Source organism: Actinomadura sp. NPDC047616 (assembly GCF_040642915.1).
Lineage (GTDB): Bacteria > Actinomycetota > Actinomycetes > Streptosporangiales > Streptosporangiaceae > Spirillospora > Spirillospora miaoliensis.
In genome coordinates, this window is sequence record NZ_JBEYTB010000019.1 from 13,634 (window position 1) to 30,417 (window position 16,784).

The 16,784-nt window shown below is 69.6% G+C and carries 17 protein-coding genes and 1 pseudogene; 12 read left to right on the top strand and 6 right to left on the bottom strand.

Annotated features, from left to right (window positions below; genetic code table 11):
* Positions 1–32 precede the first annotated feature (32 nt).
* The 4 genes from ABZ801_RS34685 to ABZ801_RS34700 all read left to right on the top strand — a co-directional run bounded on the left by ABZ801_RS34685 (position 33) and on the right by ABZ801_RS34700 (position 3,718).
* Positions 33–515, top strand: a complete 483-nt coding sequence (locus tag ABZ801_RS34685; protein ID WP_360706243.1) for an Rrf2 family transcriptional regulator — start codon at positions 33–35, stop codon at positions 513–515.
* Positions 516–1,578: 1,063 nt separating this feature from the next.
* On the top strand, positions 1,579–1,992 hold the full coding sequence (locus tag ABZ801_RS34690) for a nuclear transport factor 2 family protein (RefSeq protein ID WP_360706245.1): 414 nt from the start codon (positions 1,579–1,581) through the stop codon (positions 1,990–1,992).
* Positions 1,993–2,266: 274 nt separating this feature from the next.
* The gene (locus ABZ801_RS34695; RefSeq protein ID WP_360706248.1) at positions 2,267–2,713 is read left to right on the top strand and encodes a hypothetical protein; all 447 of its coding nucleotides are present in this window, start codon (positions 2,267–2,269) and stop codon (positions 2,711–2,713) included.
* A 126-nt stretch (positions 2,714–2,839) separates the two neighbouring features.
* On the top strand, positions 2,840–3,718 hold the full coding sequence (locus ABZ801_RS34700; protein WP_360706251.1) for a haloalkane dehalogenase: 879 nt from the start codon (positions 2,840–2,842) through the stop codon (positions 3,716–3,718).
* A gap of 41 nt (positions 3,719–3,759) precedes the next feature.
* Here the strand turns inward: ABZ801_RS34700 and ABZ801_RS34705 are convergent, their stop codons facing one another.
* Positions 3,760–4,683, bottom strand: a complete 924-nt coding sequence (locus tag ABZ801_RS34705) for an aldo/keto reductase (RefSeq protein ID WP_360706254.1) — start codon at positions 4,681–4,683, stop codon at positions 3,760–3,762.
* Between the two features lie 69 nt (positions 4,684–4,752).
* Between ABZ801_RS34705 and ABZ801_RS34710 the strand changes: the two genes are divergently transcribed.
* Positions 4,753–5,769, top strand: a complete 1,017-nt coding sequence (locus ABZ801_RS34710; RefSeq protein WP_360706619.1) for a helix-turn-helix domain-containing protein — start codon at positions 4,753–4,755, stop codon at positions 5,767–5,769.
* A gap of 237 nt (positions 5,770–6,006) precedes the next feature.
* Here the strand turns inward: ABZ801_RS34710 and ABZ801_RS34715 are convergent, their stop codons facing one another.
* From ABZ801_RS34715 to ABZ801_RS34725, 3 genes are all read right to left on the bottom strand, one after another.
* Complete coding sequence (locus ABZ801_RS34715; protein ID WP_360706257.1) at positions 6,007–7,734, bottom strand: NAD(P)/FAD-dependent oxidoreductase; 1,728 nt, start codon at positions 7,732–7,734, stop codon at positions 6,007–6,009.
* Between the two features lie 18 nt (positions 7,735–7,752).
* Positions 7,753–8,784 carry an SDR family oxidoreductase gene (locus ABZ801_RS34720; protein ID WP_360706260.1) on the bottom strand — a complete coding sequence of 344 codons (1,032 nt, stop codon included), beginning with the start codon at positions 8,782–8,784 and terminating at the stop codon, positions 7,753–7,755.
* A 61-nt stretch (positions 8,785–8,845) separates the two neighbouring features.
* Positions 8,846–9,397: a hypothetical protein gene (locus tag ABZ801_RS34725; protein ID WP_360706263.1), complete on the bottom strand. Its 552-nt coding sequence runs from the start codon at positions 9,395–9,397 to the stop codon at positions 8,846–8,848.
* Between ABZ801_RS34725 and ABZ801_RS34730 the strand changes: the two genes are divergently transcribed.
* The 5 genes from ABZ801_RS34730 (at position 9,390) to ABZ801_RS34750 (ending at position 14,609) form a co-directional block, all read left to right on the top strand.
* Positions 9,390–9,893, top strand: a complete 504-nt coding sequence (locus ABZ801_RS34730; RefSeq protein WP_360706266.1) for a transketolase C-terminal domain-containing protein — start codon at positions 9,390–9,392, stop codon at positions 9,891–9,893. The genes ABZ801_RS34725 and ABZ801_RS34730 overlap by 8 nt on opposite strands.
* A gap of 495 nt (positions 9,894–10,388) precedes the next feature.
* On the top strand, positions 10,389–10,949 hold the full coding sequence (locus ABZ801_RS34735) for a hypothetical protein (RefSeq protein ID WP_360706269.1): 561 nt from the start codon (positions 10,389–10,391) through the stop codon (positions 10,947–10,949).
* Positions 10,950–10,969: 20 nt separating this feature from the next.
* Positions 10,970–12,364, top strand: coding sequence for an erythromycin esterase family protein (locus ABZ801_RS34740; protein ID WP_360706272.1), 1,395 nt, complete (start codon positions 10,970–10,972; stop codon positions 12,362–12,364).
* A 14-nt stretch (positions 12,365–12,378) separates the two neighbouring features.
* Entirely contained in the window at positions 12,379–13,701 is a 1,323-nt protein-coding gene (locus ABZ801_RS34745) for an erythromycin esterase family protein (protein ID WP_360706275.1), read from the top strand.
* Between the two features lie 329 nt (positions 13,702–14,030).
* Positions 14,031–14,609 carry a dihydrofolate reductase family protein gene (locus tag ABZ801_RS34750; protein ID WP_360706278.1) on the top strand — a complete coding sequence of 193 codons (579 nt, stop codon included), beginning with the start codon at positions 14,031–14,033 and terminating at the stop codon, positions 14,607–14,609.
* 367 nt (positions 14,610–14,976) lie between these two features.
* On the opposite strand, the pseudogene ABZ801_RS34755 reads toward ABZ801_RS34750, so the two are convergent.
* Positions 14,977–15,363, bottom strand: a pseudogene (locus ABZ801_RS34755) (transposase family protein); the annotation flags it as partial.
* A 146-nt stretch (positions 15,364–15,509) separates the two neighbouring features.
* Between ABZ801_RS34755 and ABZ801_RS34760 the strand changes: the two are divergent.
* Both ABZ801_RS34760 and ABZ801_RS34765 read left to right on the top strand, forming a co-directional pair.
* On the top strand, positions 15,510–16,193 hold the full coding sequence (locus ABZ801_RS34760) for a DsbA family oxidoreductase (protein ID WP_360706280.1): 684 nt from the start codon (positions 15,510–15,512) through the stop codon (positions 16,191–16,193).
* The gene (locus tag ABZ801_RS34765; RefSeq protein WP_360706283.1) at positions 16,190–16,363 is read left to right on the top strand and encodes a hypothetical protein; all 174 of its coding nucleotides are present in this window, start codon (positions 16,190–16,192) and stop codon (positions 16,361–16,363) included. Before ABZ801_RS34760 ends, ABZ801_RS34765 begins: the two co-directional genes overlap by 4 nt.
* Before the next feature lie 14 nt (positions 16,364–16,377).
* Here the strand turns inward: ABZ801_RS34765 and ABZ801_RS34770 are convergent, their stop codons facing one another.
* Positions 16,378–16,731, bottom strand: a complete 354-nt coding sequence (locus ABZ801_RS34770; RefSeq protein ID WP_360706286.1) for a helix-turn-helix domain-containing protein — start codon at positions 16,729–16,731, stop codon at positions 16,378–16,380.
* Positions 16,732–16,784 lie beyond the last annotated feature (53 nt).

The window sequence follows — 16,784 nt, forward strand, 5'->3', positions numbered from 1 at the left end:
TACCCGATGTCCGAGTTGGATAGGGTGGGGACATGAGGATGTCGAACGGAGTGGAGTTCGCCCTGCACAGCTGCGTCACGCTCAGCCAGAGCCGAAAGCCGGTGCCGGCCGCGCGACTGGCCGAGCTGCACGGCACTCCTCCGGCCTACACGGCCAAGCATCTGCAGGCGCTGTCGCGGGCCGGTATCGTCCGTTCCACCGCGGGCCACGTCGGCGGCTACACCCTCACCAGGCCCGCCTCGGCGATCAGCGCGCTGGACGTGGTGCGGGCCATCGACGGCGACGAACCGGCCTACCGGTGCGCCGAGATCCGACAGCGCGGACCGCTCGGCATCCCGGCCGAGCGGTGCTCGCGTCCGTGCGCGATCGCCCGCGCCATGGCGGCCGCGCAGGAGACCTGGTCACAGGCGCTCGCCCAGATCTCCATCGCCGACCTGGCCGCCGGAATCGACGCCGACAGCGACGGTGCCGCGATGGCCGACGTCCGCCGCTGGCTGGCCACCACCGGAGACTGAGCTCCCGATCGGCTGCGGCGTTGGTCACCATGGCGTTGCTCGAATTCGTCCACGTCGCCGGTACGGCGCGCAGCAGCGTCCCGGCGCCCGAGATCGCCGCCAAGCCGACCATCCCCTTGGGCAGGAACGCGGACAACGCCCCTCGGTCGCCCGCTGTACCGCACCGTGGCCGACGCCGACCAGCATGCCGGCAGAGGCGGCCGATGCGCTGCCTGCCCGTACTTCGGCGAGCCCCGCTGCGGATCCGGGTCGCTCCAGCAGTCGGGCGACCAGGTCCTGGTTCCACCGGGTCGGCAGCAGCCAGCGGCCCCATGGCTGCCGATGGGGGTGTCGTCGCGGATCAGCGTGATCTTCCCCAGATCCCGGATCCGCGGGGTGAGCGCATGGCCAACGCTTGGTTGATCAGTGTCCGTGGGAGTCGGCGGCGTGCACCGCCTGGGCCCCGTGAGCGGAGCTGCCGGCCGCCAGCCCGCCCCCGGCGGCTGCAACGCCGCGCCGCGGCGACCGCGGCATCGCCCCGCGCTCGGCTGGAGGCGCTGTTCGCCGATGACCGGAACATCCTGTGCGAACGGGGGAACGCATGCTTCATCAGCGCCTCGGCCATCGTCTTGACCATCGACCGCAGCAGATCCGGCTCACACGCCCCGATCTGCTCGGCAATCCACTCGGCAGGGTCCACACTGTTGTCCGCGGCCATCGCGTTGTCTCCTTCTTCTTGATCATCCATCTCGATGGATCTACGCGGTGGCCGTCTCACGTCACGACGCTCTTCACCTGCGGAAACTCGTACACCACCTCCGTGGACGCAACCCGGCCTGGCCGGCCACCACGAACCCGTCCAGCGCGGCCGGGATCCTGTACCGGTACCCGCGCGCCCCACCTCGCCGAAACCGTCAGACGCCCACCGGTGGGCTTGCAGTGCCAATGGGTGAGCAGCCCGCTCGGCTGCATGGTCAGGCGTGCGGGTGTCTCCTCCACGACAGCCCCTTACATCGTTGGCACACCCAACGAGTCCGTGTATAGTTGGCGATACCAATGTTGGTCTTGCCAACGAAAGGGAGTCATGTCCACGGATACTCTGATCGCCGACCGTATCGAGATCGCCGACCTGTTCACCCGCTTCGCGAGCCTGCTCGACGAGAAGCGGTGGCAGGATGCCGACACCGTCTTCACCGACGATGTGGCTGTGCACTCGCCGCGCGGGGGCGAGCTCCGCGGCATCGACAAGGTCGTCGACTTTATGCGACAGGGTGAGGTCGAGGGGCAGCACACCCAGCACACGACCACTGACCTTCTGGTGAACGTCGACGGCGACCGGGCGGCCGCCTCGGCGAACTCGCTTGTGTACTACTACCGCGACGGCCAGGCGCCCCACTTCACAGGCGGCCTGCGACTGGCCGGCACCGCAGCACGGACGCCGGCGGGCTGGCGCCTCCGCGAGGTGCGGATCACGCCCGCCTGGACACGCGAGAACTGACCTCTTTCCGGGAAGCTGTGACACCACGGGAGTGTGGCGGGCGCCGTCGACAAGCATGTCGTCTGGACAGCGGTCAGAGGCGCTTGGCGGCTGGATCGGTCGATCACGCCCCCCGCCGCGGACGGGCGCCGGAATCCATTCGGAACCTGGTGCAACGCCGCGCGGATTCATTCAGGGCCGTCCGCCTGCGACACGACACGCGTCGTGTCGTTGAAGGATGCGCGCCCTCTGCGCGTTGCCTGCCACGAACCCGGTAATGACCTGAGGAGTCGACATGACCGTCACCGCCCACGCCTCCGCGCCCGTCTTCGGTACGCAGGTCATCGGCCAGACCGAGAAGGCGCTCAACGCCATCCTGGACCGGCAACTGGCCGGGACGGGCATCACCGAACCGCAGTGGGTGACGCTGACCATCGTCAACGGCGGAACCTTCACCGGTGACGCGCTCATCGAGCGGATCTCCGGTGTCCTGAAGGTGGACCGGGCGGCGGCGCGTGAGCGCATCGCCGAGCTGACGGCCGCGGGCATGGTGCGTACCACCCCCGACGGCACGGTCGAAGCGACCGAGCAGGGCAAGGAACAGTGGAGCCGGCTCCGCGCCGCCATCACCACGATCACCCAGGAGCTGTGGGGCGATCTGCCGGAGGAGGATCTGGCGACCGCCGGCCGGGTCCTCAACACCGTGCTCACCCGCGCGAACACCCTGCTGTCCGCCGTGTGAGGCCGCGGCACGGCAGTCCTGACCACGACGGCGCGGATCCGTGCAGGTCCGCGCCGCCGATGGTCATCCGCCTACCGACCGCTCGGTGCCGGATGCGCCGGCGACCGATGAGACAAGGACGTTCACATGCCTGAGATTGATCTGCTCGACTCAACGATGCACTACGAGGAGACCGGCAGGGGTGCTCCCTGGGTCTTCCTGCACGGCAATCCCGGTTCCTCCCGGCTGTGGCGCAACGTGCTGCCCGCGGTCAGGGAACACGGTGCGGACGTGCGGCTGCTGGCCCCCGACCTCATCGGCATGGGACGTTCCGGCAAGCCCGACGTGCCGTACCGGTTCGCCGACCATGCCCGCTACCTGGACGCCTGGTTCGACCGGATGGGTCTGCAGGAGGTGGTGCTGGTCGGTCACGACTGGGGCGGGGCCCTGGCGTTCGACTGGGCGGCCCGGCACCCTGGCCGCGTCCGCGGCGTGGCCTTCTTCGAGACGATCGTCCGGCCGATGTCCTGGAGCGAACTGAGCGAAGGGCCGCGCTCCCGCGCCGAGGCCATGCGCGGACCGCAGGGTGAGTCCCTCGTGCTCGACCAGGACTTCTTCGTGCGGACGGCCTACACCGGCGGCGTACTCAGCCCCCTGAGCGAGGAAGAGCTCCAGGGCTATCTGGCGCCCTACCCGACCCGCGAGAGCCGCCGCCCCATCCTGGAGTGGGCCCGCTCCCTCCCCTTGGACGGCGAACCCGCCGACGTCGCCGAAATCGTCGAGCGCTACGACGCCTGGCTGGCCGCCAGCACCGGCGTCCCCAAGCTCCTGCTCACTTTCGACTCCTCTGCAACCCTCCTCATCGACGACCGGATGGCCGAATGGTGCGCGGCCAACATCGCCGCCCTGGAGATCCGGCACTGCGGCCCGGCCGGCCACCACGCCCCCGAAGACCGACCGGAGACCATCGCCAAAGCGATCATCGACTGGGCCGTTCGTCACCGCCTGGACGAACCTCGCCCCTGACACAGCAGGCACCGCACCCTCCACCACTCTCCGGAACGAGATCAACGAACGGCACCCACGCCGCCGTCCTGGTGGAGGGAGTTCAGGACGGCAAGATCGTCGTCGGAAAGCCGCAGGGCGCCGGCGGCCACATTGGCGTCGAGGTGATCCGGGTCGCCGGTGCCGGGGATGGCCAGCACATGCGGCCCCTGGTGCAGGGTCCAGGCCAGCCGGATCTGCGCCGCGCTCACCCCATGGGCGCGCGCAACGGCGAGCACCTCATCGCGTTCCGCATTGCCCGCCCCGGCGGTGCGCCCGGGCCCGGCGATCGAATAGAACGGCACGAAGGCGACACCCTGCTCTCCGCAGGTACGCACGAACTCGTCGTACTCGGGCCGCACGCCGAGGCCGTACATGTTCTGCACACACACCACGGGCGCTATGGCCTGGGCCTCGGCGAGATGATGGGGGTGGACGTTGGAGAGGCCCAGGTGGCGGATGAGCCCGGCGTCGCGCAGTTCGGCCAGGGCGCCGAAGCGTTCGGCGATCGAATCGGTTCCGACGATGCGCAGGTTGACCACGTCGAGGTGATCACGGCCGAGCTGGCGCAGGTTCTCCTCGACCTGGCCGCGCAACTGCCTCGGGGTGGCGTGGGGAAGCCATTCGCCCGACGCGTCCCGGCCCGGTCCGACCTTGGTGGTGATGACCAGATCGTCTGGGTAGGGGGCCAGCGCGCGGTTGATCAGTTCGTTGGCCGAGCGCAGCGGTGAGAAGTAGAACGCGGCGGTGTCGATGTGGTTCACCCCGAGCTCAACGGCGCGGCGCAGCACACTGATCGCCCGGCTCCGGTCACGCGGAACGGCATCCGCGACCAGCGCCTCACCGGTTTGCGGCAGACGCATCGCGCCGAAACCGATCCGGTTGATCTCCAAGTCGCCGAGCTTCCAGGTACCCGCGGCCGCCGCGGCGAGCGTATCGATGGTCATGCCCGATGATCTCCACGATGTAGGCTGCCAGGCCATTGGTTCAGGCATAGGTGAATCTTCGGGGTGACCATGCTGGCGGAGCTGGCGTTCTCGGTGAGCGACCTGGCGCGGGTACGGTTCGCCGTCTCGCCGATGTGGGAGGTGGGCCCCAGCTTCCGGCTGCTGCGCTCCAGTCCCGCACACCCCGTTCACCGGCCCTGGGCGGAGCAGGTAGGGGCACGGCTGGCGGCCGCCCGGCTCTACGGGGGCTGGCTCGCCGAGCTGATCCCGCCGTCAGGGTACGTGCCGGACTTCCTCAACCCGGCGCCCGCCGGACCGGCTCCCACGCTGGCGGAGGAACTGACCAGGATCCAGGCCACTCCCGCCGCCCGGATACGTCAGGATCTCGACCGCCTCGGACACGAGCAGGGGCGGCTGGGCCCCCGGGCGCGGGCCCTGTACGCCCGACCGCAGGTCCGTTTGGTCAAGGTCGTGGAAGATATCGAGACCTACTGGGGGCTGGCGCTGGCGCCCTACTGGGCACGGATCCGGTTGGTGCTCGACGCCGATGTCTTCCACCGGGCCCGACAGGTCGCCGAGCACGGCGCGGGCCGCCTGTTCAACGACCTGCACCCATCGATCAGCTGGGACGACAATGCGCTCCGGCTGCCCCGCAGGCGGCCCCTGTCCCGCCAGGCGGCGGGCAAGGGGCTGCTGCTGATTCCCTCGGTCTTCACCGGGCCGGCTCCGTTCACCCGGGTGGCGCCGCCGGAGCCGCCGCAACTGGCCTATCCGGCGCGCGGCACGGGCTCGCTGTGGGAGTCCCGGCCCACCACCAGGACCGACGCCCTCGCCGCCGTCCTCGGCCGCTCCCGGACCATGCTGCTGACCGAACTGGAAACCCCGGCCTCCACCACCGACCTCGCCCGCCGCACAGGGCTCTCGGCGGCCGGGGTGTCCCAGAACCTCACCGCACTGCGCGACGCGGGGCTGGTCAGCGCCCACCGGGCAGGCCGCTTCGTGCTGTACGCACGTACCTCCGCCGCCGAGTCCGTCCTCGCCGCCGCCTCGTCATCGGCCGGGCCACCGACTCCACCGCCGACATGATTGGGTTGCTCGCACGGCCCACCTGGTCTTGCGTGCATCTGGCGACGATGTGGCGGAGACCGGCATTGTCAGTCTCGCGAGGCGAAGTGGATGGCTGTGCACCTGATGGGCGACCGCAAGGCGGACGTCTTCATAAGCGGCCGGATCCCGGGCTCCGCCAGTCGGTGATCATCGCGACCGGCTACGCACAGCTACCGTCGCGCCCTCGGCCACGGAGGCCGAGGGCGCGACCTGCGTTCAGCTCCTCCGGTCCAGTGCCAGGCGCAGCTGGAGCGCGAGCACCTTGGAGTAGGTGCGGCACATCTGGAAGTTGCCCGCTGAGAACCACAGTCCTCGCTGGGCGGTCGGCCGCCACATGTTGCGGACCTCGCCCTCGTCGTCGTAACCCCAGATCGGTCCGACCGCGTCGGCGACCGCGTCGCCCATGAGGCGGCGCACGTTCTCCTGCTGGCTCTGGTAGCCGGTGGCGAGCACGACGAGGTCGGCGTCGAGCACCGACCCGTCCGCCATGCGCAGTCCCTCCGCGACGAACCGGTCGACGTCGGCGTACTGCACCACTCCCACCTCGCCGGAGATGATCAGATCGGCACAGCCCACGTCGAGGTAGTAACCGCCGCCCTGACGCATGTACTTCATCTGCTGACCGGTGTCGTCCTCGCCGTAGTCGGTCCGGAAGCCCGCTCGCTCCAGCCCCGCGACGAGGTCCTTGTCCAGTTCCTTCATCCTGGCGGTCAGCGCCTTGCTGCCCTCCACCAGGTCCGGATAGGGCACCGACAGGCCGATGAGGTCGCAGTCCTCCAGCGTCGGAGCGGTGAGGTAGGCGGCGTCCGCCGTGGCGGCGCTGGGGTCGATGCTGATCACCGTGGTAGGGGTGTGCTGCACCATCGTCACCCGCGCTCCGTTGGCGTGCAGGTCCTGGGCGATGTCGTGCCCGCTGTTGCCGGTGCCGACGATGACCACCCGCTTGCCCGCGTGGTCGGCTCCGTCGGTGTACTCGGCCGAGTGCACCACCTGGCCGCCGAAGTCGCCGAGGCCCGGCAGGTCCGGCCGGAACGGTATCCCGCTCACTCCCGTCGCGAGGACGATATGCCGTGGCCGGAGCACGCGGTGCCCGCCGTCGCCGCGGCGGATGCGCGCCTGCCAGGTGCCCGTCCGGTCGTCGAAGGCCCCGTGCTCGAACGTCGAGGACCCCCAGAAATTGATCTCCATGGCCTCCACGTACGCCTCGAACCACCCGGCGAGCTTGTCCTTGGGGACGAACACCGGCCAGGTCTGCGGGAACGGCATGTACGGCAGGTCGTTCAGCCAGACGGCATTGTGGAGGGTGAGGGCGTGGTAGCGCTTGCGCCAGTTGTCACCGGGACGCTCGTGCGTGTCGATCACCAGCGTGTCGACGTCGAGCTGGCCGAGCCGCGCGGCCAGCGCGAGGCCGCTCTGCCCCGCCCCGACGATCAGCACCTCGGGGTCTCGGTCCTCGTACGCCACGGACGCGCGCCGGCGGTCCAGCCAGTTCGGGCCGCCGAACTTCGACGAGTCGGCCTGCCCGACGGGCCGGTTCGCGCCGACACGCTCGGGGTACCCGGTGAGCTCGTCCAGGGCCGTGAACAGGTTCCGCGCCCGATACCCGCCGTCCGGGCCGGGCACGAGCCGGACGACGCCCAGCCCCCGGCCGAGTGCGAGGTCGAATTCGAATATCGCCTCGACGCAGGCGACTCCGTTGCGGTCGACCCGGCGCGGCGCGGTGCGGCCGGTCGCCAGCCGGAAGCCCGTCGCCTTGGTGCGCGGCTGCCGCGCGGCCAGTTCGGCGGTGACGTCCGCCGAGGAGAAGGTGCGCAGGTCGCCGGTGAACGCCACCACGTCGCGCCAGTAGCGTTCCGCGGCGAACAGGTCGTCGAGGTCGGCCTGGCGTTCGAGCCGGTCGGCGAAGCGGGCCAGCCAGTCCCTCGCGATGGTGCCGGTGGTCATCTGTGTCTCCTTGAGGGGTCAGGGGATGAGGGAGAGGTCGCGCAACGTCGCGAGGTTCTCCAGGAAGCTCACATGGGTGTCGACGCAGGCACCGAACCCGGCCTGGCGGATCTTTATGGTGCTCTGCACCATGTCGGCGCCGCTGCCGAGCCAGCCGTCGACGAACGGCCAGGATGCGATCTGCGCGAGGGTGGTGGGCCGCAGCTCGTGCTCGCGGACGATCGCGTCCCAGACGGGTCCCTTGTCGGCCATCTGCTCCGCGAGCGCCATGGGCTGCGGCGGCGCCGTGTCCATGCCGAAGAAGTCCGCGATCTCCGGCCACAGGTGCATCCACCGGAAGTGGTCGCCGTTGGTCACGTTGAAGACCTCGCCGCGCGCCGCCTCCGTCCGCAGCGCCCAGCGGACCGCCGCGGCGAGGATCCTGCCGTCGGTCGCCTGGTGCAGGGCACCCCACGCCCCGGGGGAGCCCGGGAACCGCAGCGGCACGCCGAGACGGCGGCAGACGCCGGCGTAGACGGCGATCCCGGTGAGCAGGTTCATCGGCGAGCCGAGGCTGGGACCGATCACCCCGTCGGGACGCAGCACCGTCCAGGTGTAGTCGCGGCGGGCCGCGTCCTCGTAGAGCAGGTCCTCCTGGTCGTTGTAGAAGATCGGCCCGAGGAACCGGGGGTCGGACTCCTTCGCGGGGGTCTTGTAGTGCCCGAGGTGCTCTCCGTAGGACTTGCCTCCGCCGATGAGCACCACATGGCGCGGGGCCGGCACCGCGTCGAGCAGGTGGCGCAGCATCGCCGTGTTCGGGCCGACGGTCTCGGCCATCGTCGGGCGCTCCACGTAGGCGGCGAAGACGACGGCGTCGATGTCGGGCCGGTCCTTGAGCGCGGCGCTTGTGGCGGACGCGTCGAGAAGGTCGACGCGGACGTGGTCATCGTCCGGCTCGACCGGTCCGCGCCTGGCCACCGTGACGAAGCGGTCTCCGGCGTCGCGCAGGGCCTTGACGACGGCTCCGCCGACGACACCGTGGGCCCCGGCGACGAGGACAGTGCCGGTCATGCGGACACCGCCGCGGCGGGGCGCCCGCCGGTCGCGATCCGTCCGTCCGTCATGGGCATGGTCATGCTCCCGAGGTCGCGGGGACGCGGGTGCGGAGGCGGTCGAGCGCGACCGCCAGCACGATCACGACACCCTGGATGATCTGTTGGTAGAGGGTCGAGACGTCGAGCAGGGTCAGGCCGTTGACCAGCACGCCGATGATGGCCGCGCCGATCAGCGTGCCGATCAGCGAGCCCTTCCCGCCCATGAGGGACGTGCCGCCGAGCACGACGGCCGCGATCGCCGACAGTTCGTAGCCGGTCCCGAGGTCGGGCACCGCGCTCTGCAACCGCGCCGAGGCGATGACGCCGCCGATGCCGGCGCACAGGCCCGAGATCACGTACACCCCGGCGAGCACCCGGCGAACCGGAATGCCCGCCAGCCGCGCGGCCTCGGCGTTGCCGCCGACCGCGTGCACCCACCGGCCGAACACGGTCCGGTTGAGCACGTACCAGCCCGCGGCGAAGACCACCACCATGACCAGGACGGGGACGGGCACGCCAAGGAACGTTCCATGTCCGAGCCCCGCGTAGCCGAGGGAGGTGGAGAACAGGGTCTTGCCATCGGTGCCCACCCATCCCGGCCCCATCTACTTCCGCATCGGCCGCGGTCAGGAGCCCGATGTCTACCCGCCGGCGGCGCCGTTCGAGTTCGGCAAGGCCGTGGAGCACGGCACCGGCACCGACCTCACGATCATCGCGACGGGCTCGACGGTGCATCCCGCGCTCGGCGCCGCCCACCGGCTGAACGCCGCCGGGATCTCCACGGGCGTCCTGGACATGCACACGGTCAAGCCCCTGGACGAGGCCGCGGTGCTCGCCGCCGCCCAGCGGTCGGGGCTCGTCCTCACCGTCGAGGAGCACAACGTGCTGGGCGGTCTCGGCGGCGCGGTGGCCGAGTTGCTCGCCGACGCCGGGGCCGGCGCACGGCTCGTCCGGCACGGCATCCAGGACGAGTACGCGCTCATCGGCCCTCCGACGCACCTCTACCGCCACCACGGCCTCGACACCGACGGCATCGAGGCCGCCGCCCGCAAGGCGCTCGACCCCGCGCCCGCATCCCAGCGATAGAAGATCGGCAGCCGCCGCATGCTTTGACATGCCTCGTCCGGTGCCGCTGAACTCGCTGGTCATGACCCGCACCGGGCATCTCCCCGGACACCCGGCGCCCGCGTGTCCGTACGCGAACGCGCGGCGGCGCGCCCGCGTCGGTGCCGGGCGCCGGGAACGCGCGGTGACCTACGGGTACGGGCCCGATCCGACGACCATTCCATGTCGTACAGCCGCTTGATGAGCGAGAACCGGCCGCAGTGCCACGCCGGCCGCCGGTGTATCAGCCGACATATGCGGATCGGCGTCCAAGCAAGGCAAGCCGGGGTCAGGCAAGGCGCGCAAGTGGCCCGGCCAGTACCTCCAGACCGGTTCGCGCGGTGAGGCCGTGCGCACGTGGCAGGCGCAGATGCGGCGGCGCGGCGGGAAGCTGGCCGCCGATGAGGTGTCCGGGCCGGAGTCGCGCCGGGCCCGGAGGGCTTCCTGGACTACCTGACCGCGATCGCTCCGCCGGATGTGGTCGAGGCCGTCCGCACGGCCGAGCCCGTGGGCGACATCGCCACCCACCACTATCCGTCCGATCTGCGCCGCCGCCACGAGCGGATGCGGCGTCTGCCCGAGGGCCTGCTGGTGACAGGTGACGCGCTGTGCAGTTTCGACCCGCTCTACGCCCAGGGCATGACGGTCGCCTGTCTCGAAGCGCAGGTCATGGCCCGCTGCCTGGAGGCGGGCCCGCAGGGACTCGCCCGGCGCTACTTCCGCGCTGTGGGGAAGGCTCTCAACGACCCGTGGCAGATGGCGGTCGCCGCCGACCTTTCCGTCCCCGAAGTGGAAGGCCGCCGCACCACCACGATCCGCCTGCTCAACGCCTACACCGAACGGCTCCAGGCCGCCGCCGCCCATGACGTCGTGGTCGCCCAGCAGTTCATGCGGGTCATCGGCCTCCTCGACCGCCCCACCGCGCTGATGCGTCCGCCGATCCTGTCCCGCGTCCTGCGTCCCTACTCCGGCGGGCGTACCGGCAATGCCTCCCACCGTACGACGACTGGCCAGGAACGCCGTCAGATCATCGGCTGAATCAAGGACGAGGAACTCACATGTCCATCACGCAGCCACCGCGGCGGAGCGCCATCGCCCTGACCGCGATGATCATCAGTGGGGCCACGGTCAGTGTGGCGGTGCACCCTCTCAGCACCCAGCCCGCCGTCGCCGGTGAGCCCGCCGTCGCCGGTGAGCCCGCGGTGGCCTGGATCGACCGCAACGCCGTACCGGTGCGACTCGACGCGTCCGGACCCGTGGAGGACCTGCGGCCGCTGCGCGGGATCGTGCGCGGCGCCCGGATCGTGGGGTTGGGCGAGCCCTCCCACGGCGCCCATGAGCAGGTGACGCTGCGCCATCGTGCGGTGCGCTACCTGGTGGAACGACTGGGGTTCCGTACGATCGCCTGGGAGGAGAACTGGGCCACCGGGGTCGCCATCGACCGGTACGTCGTCAGCGGGCACGGCGACCTGCGTGGGGTCGTCGGCGACATGAACCCCCTCTGGCAGCACCAGGCGATGCTCGACCTGGTGCGCTGGATGCGCGAGTTCAACCGCAGCCGCCCCCCGCGAGACAAGGTCCGCTTCCTCGGCAGCGACGTCACCGAGCTGCGCACGCTGCCCTTCCAGGAGATCACCCAGTACGTTCGCGAGGTCGCGCAGGGTCGGCTGGACGAGCTGAACCGCCACCTGAAGCCCATCTGGTATCGCGGCAGCGCGCGAGAGCAGTTCGAGTGGTACGGCCCGTTGCCGCCCGCCCGCAAGCAAGAGGTCATCGAACACGCCCGCGCGGTCGGAAGGCTGGTGCTGTCACTGCCGGCCCGGCCCTCGCACATAGATCGCGGCTACGCGATCCAGCACGCCAACGCGATCCTGGGCTTCTACGAGACCTACGCCGAGGATATGGCCACGGTCTCGGCACCGGTCCGGGACCGCCACATCGCCGACACCATCTCGTGGTGGCAGCGGCGCACCCGGCAGCGCATCGTGTACGGCGCGGCCAACGTCCACACCACGGCCATACCCCGGGTGACCTGGACGTTCCCCTCCGACAACGTGACCTTCACCAACAAGGTCATGGCCGGCGGGCACCTGCGTCTGCGTTACGGACGCTCGTACGTCTCGATCGCGACCGTCTCCCGCACCGGCCGGATCCTCGGCGGCTTTGAGTCAGGCCGGCCGTCGGTCTTCACCGTGCCGCCGCCGCGGCCCCCCACGGTCGACCACATCCTCGGTCAGGCCCGGCACCGCACCTATCTGCTGGACCTGCACGCGCCGGCCTCGCCCCAGGTGCGCAGATGGCTGGACGCCCCGGCCACGATGCGGCTCATCGGCTCCGCGTACGACGTCAGCAAAGACGCCGATTTCACGATGACCGTCGGATCGTTCCGCCGCGGCTTCGACGCCGTTCTCCACATCGGCGCCGTCACCCCCACCCGTCCCCTCGACCAGTGACCTCAAGGAGACAGATGAACCTGCGCACGTCGCAATGGCCGCCGCGGCTGCTCGCGTCCGCCGCCGGAATGATGCTGGTGCTCGCCGGTACGCCCGCCGCCGGGCACGCTCCAACATCGCCGGTGGTCGCCTGGGTCAGGCACAACGCGGTCCCGATCGACACCACCGACCCCGCCGCCCCGCTCGGCGATCTGAAGCCGCTGCGGCGGTCGGCCGCCAACGCGACGGTCGTCGGGCTGGGCGAGTCGATCCACGGCGCGGCGGAGCAGATCCAGCTCAAACACCGTGCCCTGCGGCTCCTTGTCGAGCAGATGGGCTTCCGTACGGTCGCCTGGGAGGAGGACTGGACGACCGGGCTGCTGATCAACGACTACATCCGTACCGGGAAGGGCGACCTGGACGCGATCATGCGAGAGATGAGCCCGCAGTGGCAGTCCCGGCAGGTGGCCGATGTGCTGCGCTGGCTACGGGCCTACAACGCCCGCCACGCCGACAAGGTCCAGTTCTTCGGCGTCGAGTACTACCTCACGAAGGCGGCGGCCTACGACGCCATCGAAGCCTATGTCGCCAGGACGGCTCCCCACCGGCTCGCGGAGCTGCGCAGCCACCGGCGCACCGTCCGCCCCTCCACCTCAAGCATCTGGGAGCACATCACCAAGATCGCAAACGCGAAGGACAAGCCGCGGTACGTCCACCACGCCCGCCAGGTGCACGCGCTCGTCGAGCGGCTGCCCCACCGGCCCGGAGACCGCGCGCACGCGCTCGCGCTCCACCACGCCCGGCAGATCGTCTCGTTCTACGTGCACTTCACCCTGCAGGGCAACGAGGCCCACAACCACCGGGAAGCCCGCGCCGCGCAGAACCTGCGATGGTGGCGCAACCGCAGCCGCGACAAGGTCGCCTACTGGGCGGCAAGCCCGCACGTCGCCGCCGCCCCCAACCTGCGTCTCACCATGCAGCCGCCTGAGCCAGACATGCGTTTTGCGAGCGCCGGCTCCCACCTGCGCCGCTGGTACGGGCAGCGATACCGGCCGGTCGGCTTCACCCTGGACCACGGCACGGTCAGCACCGGACCCGGGCAGACGCTCACCCTGCGGCGGCCCGCCCCAGGCTGGTTCGAGCAGCCGTTCGGCACGGTGCGCAGCGATCAGTTCGTCCTTGACCTGCGGGCACCCGCCCCGCCCACCGTACGGAGATGGCTGCACTCGCCCGCCACGACTCGTGGCCTGCCCAACGGCGGCCCCGACGCGATCATCGACGGCGGCACCCTGGCCCAGTGGTTCGAAGTCATCGTCCACCGCCAAACAGTGACCCCGACACACGAGGGCTCAGGCTGAGCGAGTATTCGTCACCGGCGCGACGGGGACGAGGCCGCGACGCCCGTCATCTGGCCGGTCACGATGCGGTCGTGCACAGTGCCACAGCCATCCCGCCCGTGTAGAAGTTCACAAGCAGTAAGGCGTGGCAGACCCAAGGCCGCAAAGCGTGGCTAAGGAAAGATCTCCGGCCCGGTGAGATGGCCCGGAAGCACTGAAGCGATAGCGAGCCGCAGGCGGCGAAGTGGATCCGATTCCGTCCCACGAAGGCGTCGAAATGCGCTGACCTCGGCCGACACCAAGGTAAGAGACCGGCAACGGGCCGGTCACCCACCCACGAGGAGAACATCATGACCGTTACCTACACCTTCGACGTATTTTCCAGCCTCGACGGCTTTGGATCCGCCGGTGGCAACTGGACCGGCTACTGGGGCAAGCAGGGCCCGGAGCTGCTCGAGCACCGCCTCGCCTTGTACAGCCAGGAGCAACGCATGGTCTTCGGGGCCAACACCTATCGGGCAATGGCGCAGATGCTGGCCCCGAGCACCGAGGAGTCCGAGGTGGGCGACCCATGGGTCACCCGGATGAGGAACCTGCCGGCAACGGTGGTGTCGACCACGCTGGAAGGACCGCTCAGCTGGCCGGACGCGACCATCGTGAGGGGCGACGCCGTCGATGTCGTCGCCCGACTCAAGGAGGAGTCCCAGGTGCCCTTGCGCTCGCACGGCAGCCTGTCGATGAACAGAGCGCTGATGGCCGCCGGCCTGGTCGACCGCGTCCAGGTAACGCTCTTCCCTGTGATCACCGGTGAGACCGGGCTGGAACCGGTCTTTCAGGGCGCGGCCGACTTCGACTTGGAGCTGATCGAGAGCCGAACGCTCGACGGCCACATCCAAGAGCTCATCTACCGGCCCACCCTGCATGATTGAGTGGACCAGCTACACGGGGCAACTGGCCTTCAACATAGTATGTGTCGCCGACGGCGGTCATCCCGCCGCCCTGGAGGTATCTGGCCATCCCACCGGCATACGCCCACGCCACCGGCCCGGCTCACCCAACCGCCATCACCGCTTAACTCTGGTTTAGCCGATGACCCCGTCCTTAGCTTTGCAAAATAAGTTCACAGCCCATTCGGCAAGAAGAAGTCATCCTCATAGGCCCTTTGAACTGGAGAAGGAAACGGCGTCGAGCGTTGCTTCCGCTTGAGTCAAGAGATGATCATAGGTGATAACCGAGATGCCATGCAGACGCGCATTGAGCCTATGAAGACCCCGCTGCTCCACTTCACCCCATCCACTAGAACGACCGCAGGACGTGGATGGCCCTGGCAAGGCAGCCGGCCTTGTGCGGGCAGCAGCGCAGCTTGTGCAGGACGCGGCAGGTCTTCAACTGGGCATGGGCTCGTTCGCCGCCGCGCAACCTGGCATGGCGGTTGGCGTCCTCCTGCGACTCCGGCTCACCCTTCCCCTTGTACGGCGTGATCAACGGTTCGCCCGCGCCCTGGTAGCCCTTGTAGGCCAGCGTGAGCAGTCCGGCGGCACGCGACTCGCGCAGGACACCCCAGATGCGGGCCGCAGTCACATCACCGGTCGCGTCCGCCAGCGCCCCCGACACCCACACGATGTCGCCGCCAAGAGTGACGATGACCTGCCGGCTCATGCCGTGCCTCTTGCACTTTCCCGAGCAGGAAAGCCGGGCGACGGCACGGCGGGCTCTTCGCAGACGAGGGTGTAGCTGTCGGGCGGTGCCCACGCACTTGAAAGTGCCTTTTGTAGGCCCTCTCTTACTCACTCATGATGGTGTTACGCACTACCAGTGAGGTGAGGAAGATGGTTGAGCAGGCGGCACCATCCAAGGGGTCGCAGGTCGTCATCGAGGTGTGGGCTGACCTGGGCTGCCCTTGGTGCTACGTCGGAAAGCACCGGCTTCAGGCCGCGATCTCACAGCGCCCGGATGCGGATCGGTTCAAGATCATGATGCGATCCTTCGAGCTGGACCCGGAGGCGCCGCAGGAGCTGGAGAAGAATGAGAAAAGCTTCATCCGGACCCACGGCGGCACCGCCGCCCACGTCCTCCAGGCGGAGCGCCAGATGCAAGCCATGGCTCGCAAGGAGGGGCTCGAGTACTCTCTGGACCGCCTGAACGCCAACACGTTCAACTTGCACTGCGTGGTGCAGTACGCCAACGATCAGGGCCGCGGGTTCGAGTTCTTCTCCGAGGTGCAGGACGGCTTCTTCGCGGGCACCCTCAACCCCTACAACTCGGACGCTCTGGCAGGCGTCGCGGAGTCGGTCGGGCTGGACGGGCAGCGAGTGCGCGAGATCCTCACGAGCAACGAGTACGCCGACCGTGTGCGCGCCGACCGCCGCGAGGGTGTGGAGCTGGGCGCGACCGGCGTTCCGTTCGTTGTCCTCGACCGCCGGGTGGCCGCCCCGGGCGCGCAGAAGGCCGCTGTCTATGCCCAGTTGCTGGAGCAGGTGGCCGGGCCCGTGCCGAGTGAGCGTGTGTCATGAGCAAGGCGAAGGACGGACTTCAGATCGTGGCGGTTCCCACCGGCGGGTGGTGCGATCCCAACACCGGGATGTGCCACATCGACACCGCCGACGAGGCAGCGAGCGCTGAGGCGAACAACGAGGATGCCGCGGGCGATGTGCCCGATGTACCCGACGCTACGGACCGATGAGTGCCACCGACACCTCAGCCTGCCGACGCGCGGACCGCGGCCTTGGCTCGGCCGACTCCGGTCAGCTCGCTGGCGGCCCGGTTGCCGGCGATCTCGCTGTGGTGGGTGGCGGCCCAATCGGCCATCGCCATCACCGCGTCGATCAGCGACCGGCCTAGGTCCGTCAGCTCGTACTCCACTCGCGGCGGGACCTCGGCGTACGCGGTCCGGGTGATCAGGCCGTCGCGCTCGAGATGCTTGAGCGTCTGGGTCAGCATCCGCTGAGAGATCCCTGGGATGCTCGCCTGCAAGTCGGAGTAGCGCAGCGAGCCGGCGCTCAGGGTGCTGATGGTCAACACCGTCCACTTGTCGCCGATGCGGTCGAGCACCTCACGGATGAAGGCGCTGTCCTCCGGCCATGCCTGGCACGGACCACTGATCT

Excerpts from the sequence above, each read along its gene's own strand:
- ABZ801_RS34685 (WP_360706243.1), top strand. The coding sequence starts at position 33 with ATGAGGATGTCGAACGGAGTGGAGTTCGCCCTGCACAGCTGCGTCACG.
- ABZ801_RS34690 (WP_360706245.1), top strand. The coding sequence starts at position 1,579 with ATGTCCACGGATACTCTGATCGCCGACCGTATCGAGATCGCCGACCTG.
- ABZ801_RS34695 (WP_360706248.1), top strand. The coding sequence starts at position 2,267 with ATGACCGTCACCGCCCACGCCTCCGCGCCCGTCTTCGGTACGCAGGTC.
- ABZ801_RS34700 (WP_360706251.1), top strand. The coding sequence starts at position 2,840 with ATGCCTGAGATTGATCTGCTCGACTCAACGATGCACTACGAGGAGACC.
- ABZ801_RS34705 (WP_360706254.1), bottom strand. The coding sequence starts at position 4,683 with ATGACCATCGATACGCTCGCCGCGGCGGCCGCGGGTACCTGGAAGCTC.
- ABZ801_RS34710 (WP_360706619.1), top strand. The coding sequence starts at position 4,753 with ATGCTGGCGGAGCTGGCGTTCTCGGTGAGCGACCTGGCGCGGGTACGG.
- ABZ801_RS34715 (WP_360706257.1), bottom strand. The coding sequence starts at position 7,734 with ATGACCACCGGCACCATCGCGAGGGACTGGCTGGCCCGCTTCGCCGAC.
- ABZ801_RS34720 (WP_360706260.1), bottom strand. The coding sequence starts at position 8,784 with ATGACCGGCACTGTCCTCGTCGCCGGGGCCCACGGTGTCGTCGGCGGA.
- ABZ801_RS34740 (WP_360706272.1), top strand. The coding sequence starts at position 10,970 with ATGTCCATCACGCAGCCACCGCGGCGGAGCGCCATCGCCCTGACCGCG.
- ABZ801_RS34745 (WP_360706275.1), top strand. The coding sequence starts at position 12,379 with ATGAACCTGCGCACGTCGCAATGGCCGCCGCGGCTGCTCGCGTCCGCC.
- ABZ801_RS34750 (WP_360706278.1), top strand. The coding sequence starts at position 14,031 with ATGACCGTTACCTACACCTTCGACGTATTTTCCAGCCTCGACGGCTTT.
- ABZ801_RS34760 (WP_360706280.1), top strand. The coding sequence starts at position 15,510 with ATGGTTGAGCAGGCGGCACCATCCAAGGGGTCGCAGGTCGTCATCGAG.
- ABZ801_RS34765 (WP_360706283.1), top strand. The coding sequence starts at position 16,190 with ATGAGCAAGGCGAAGGACGGACTTCAGATCGTGGCGGTTCCCACCGGC.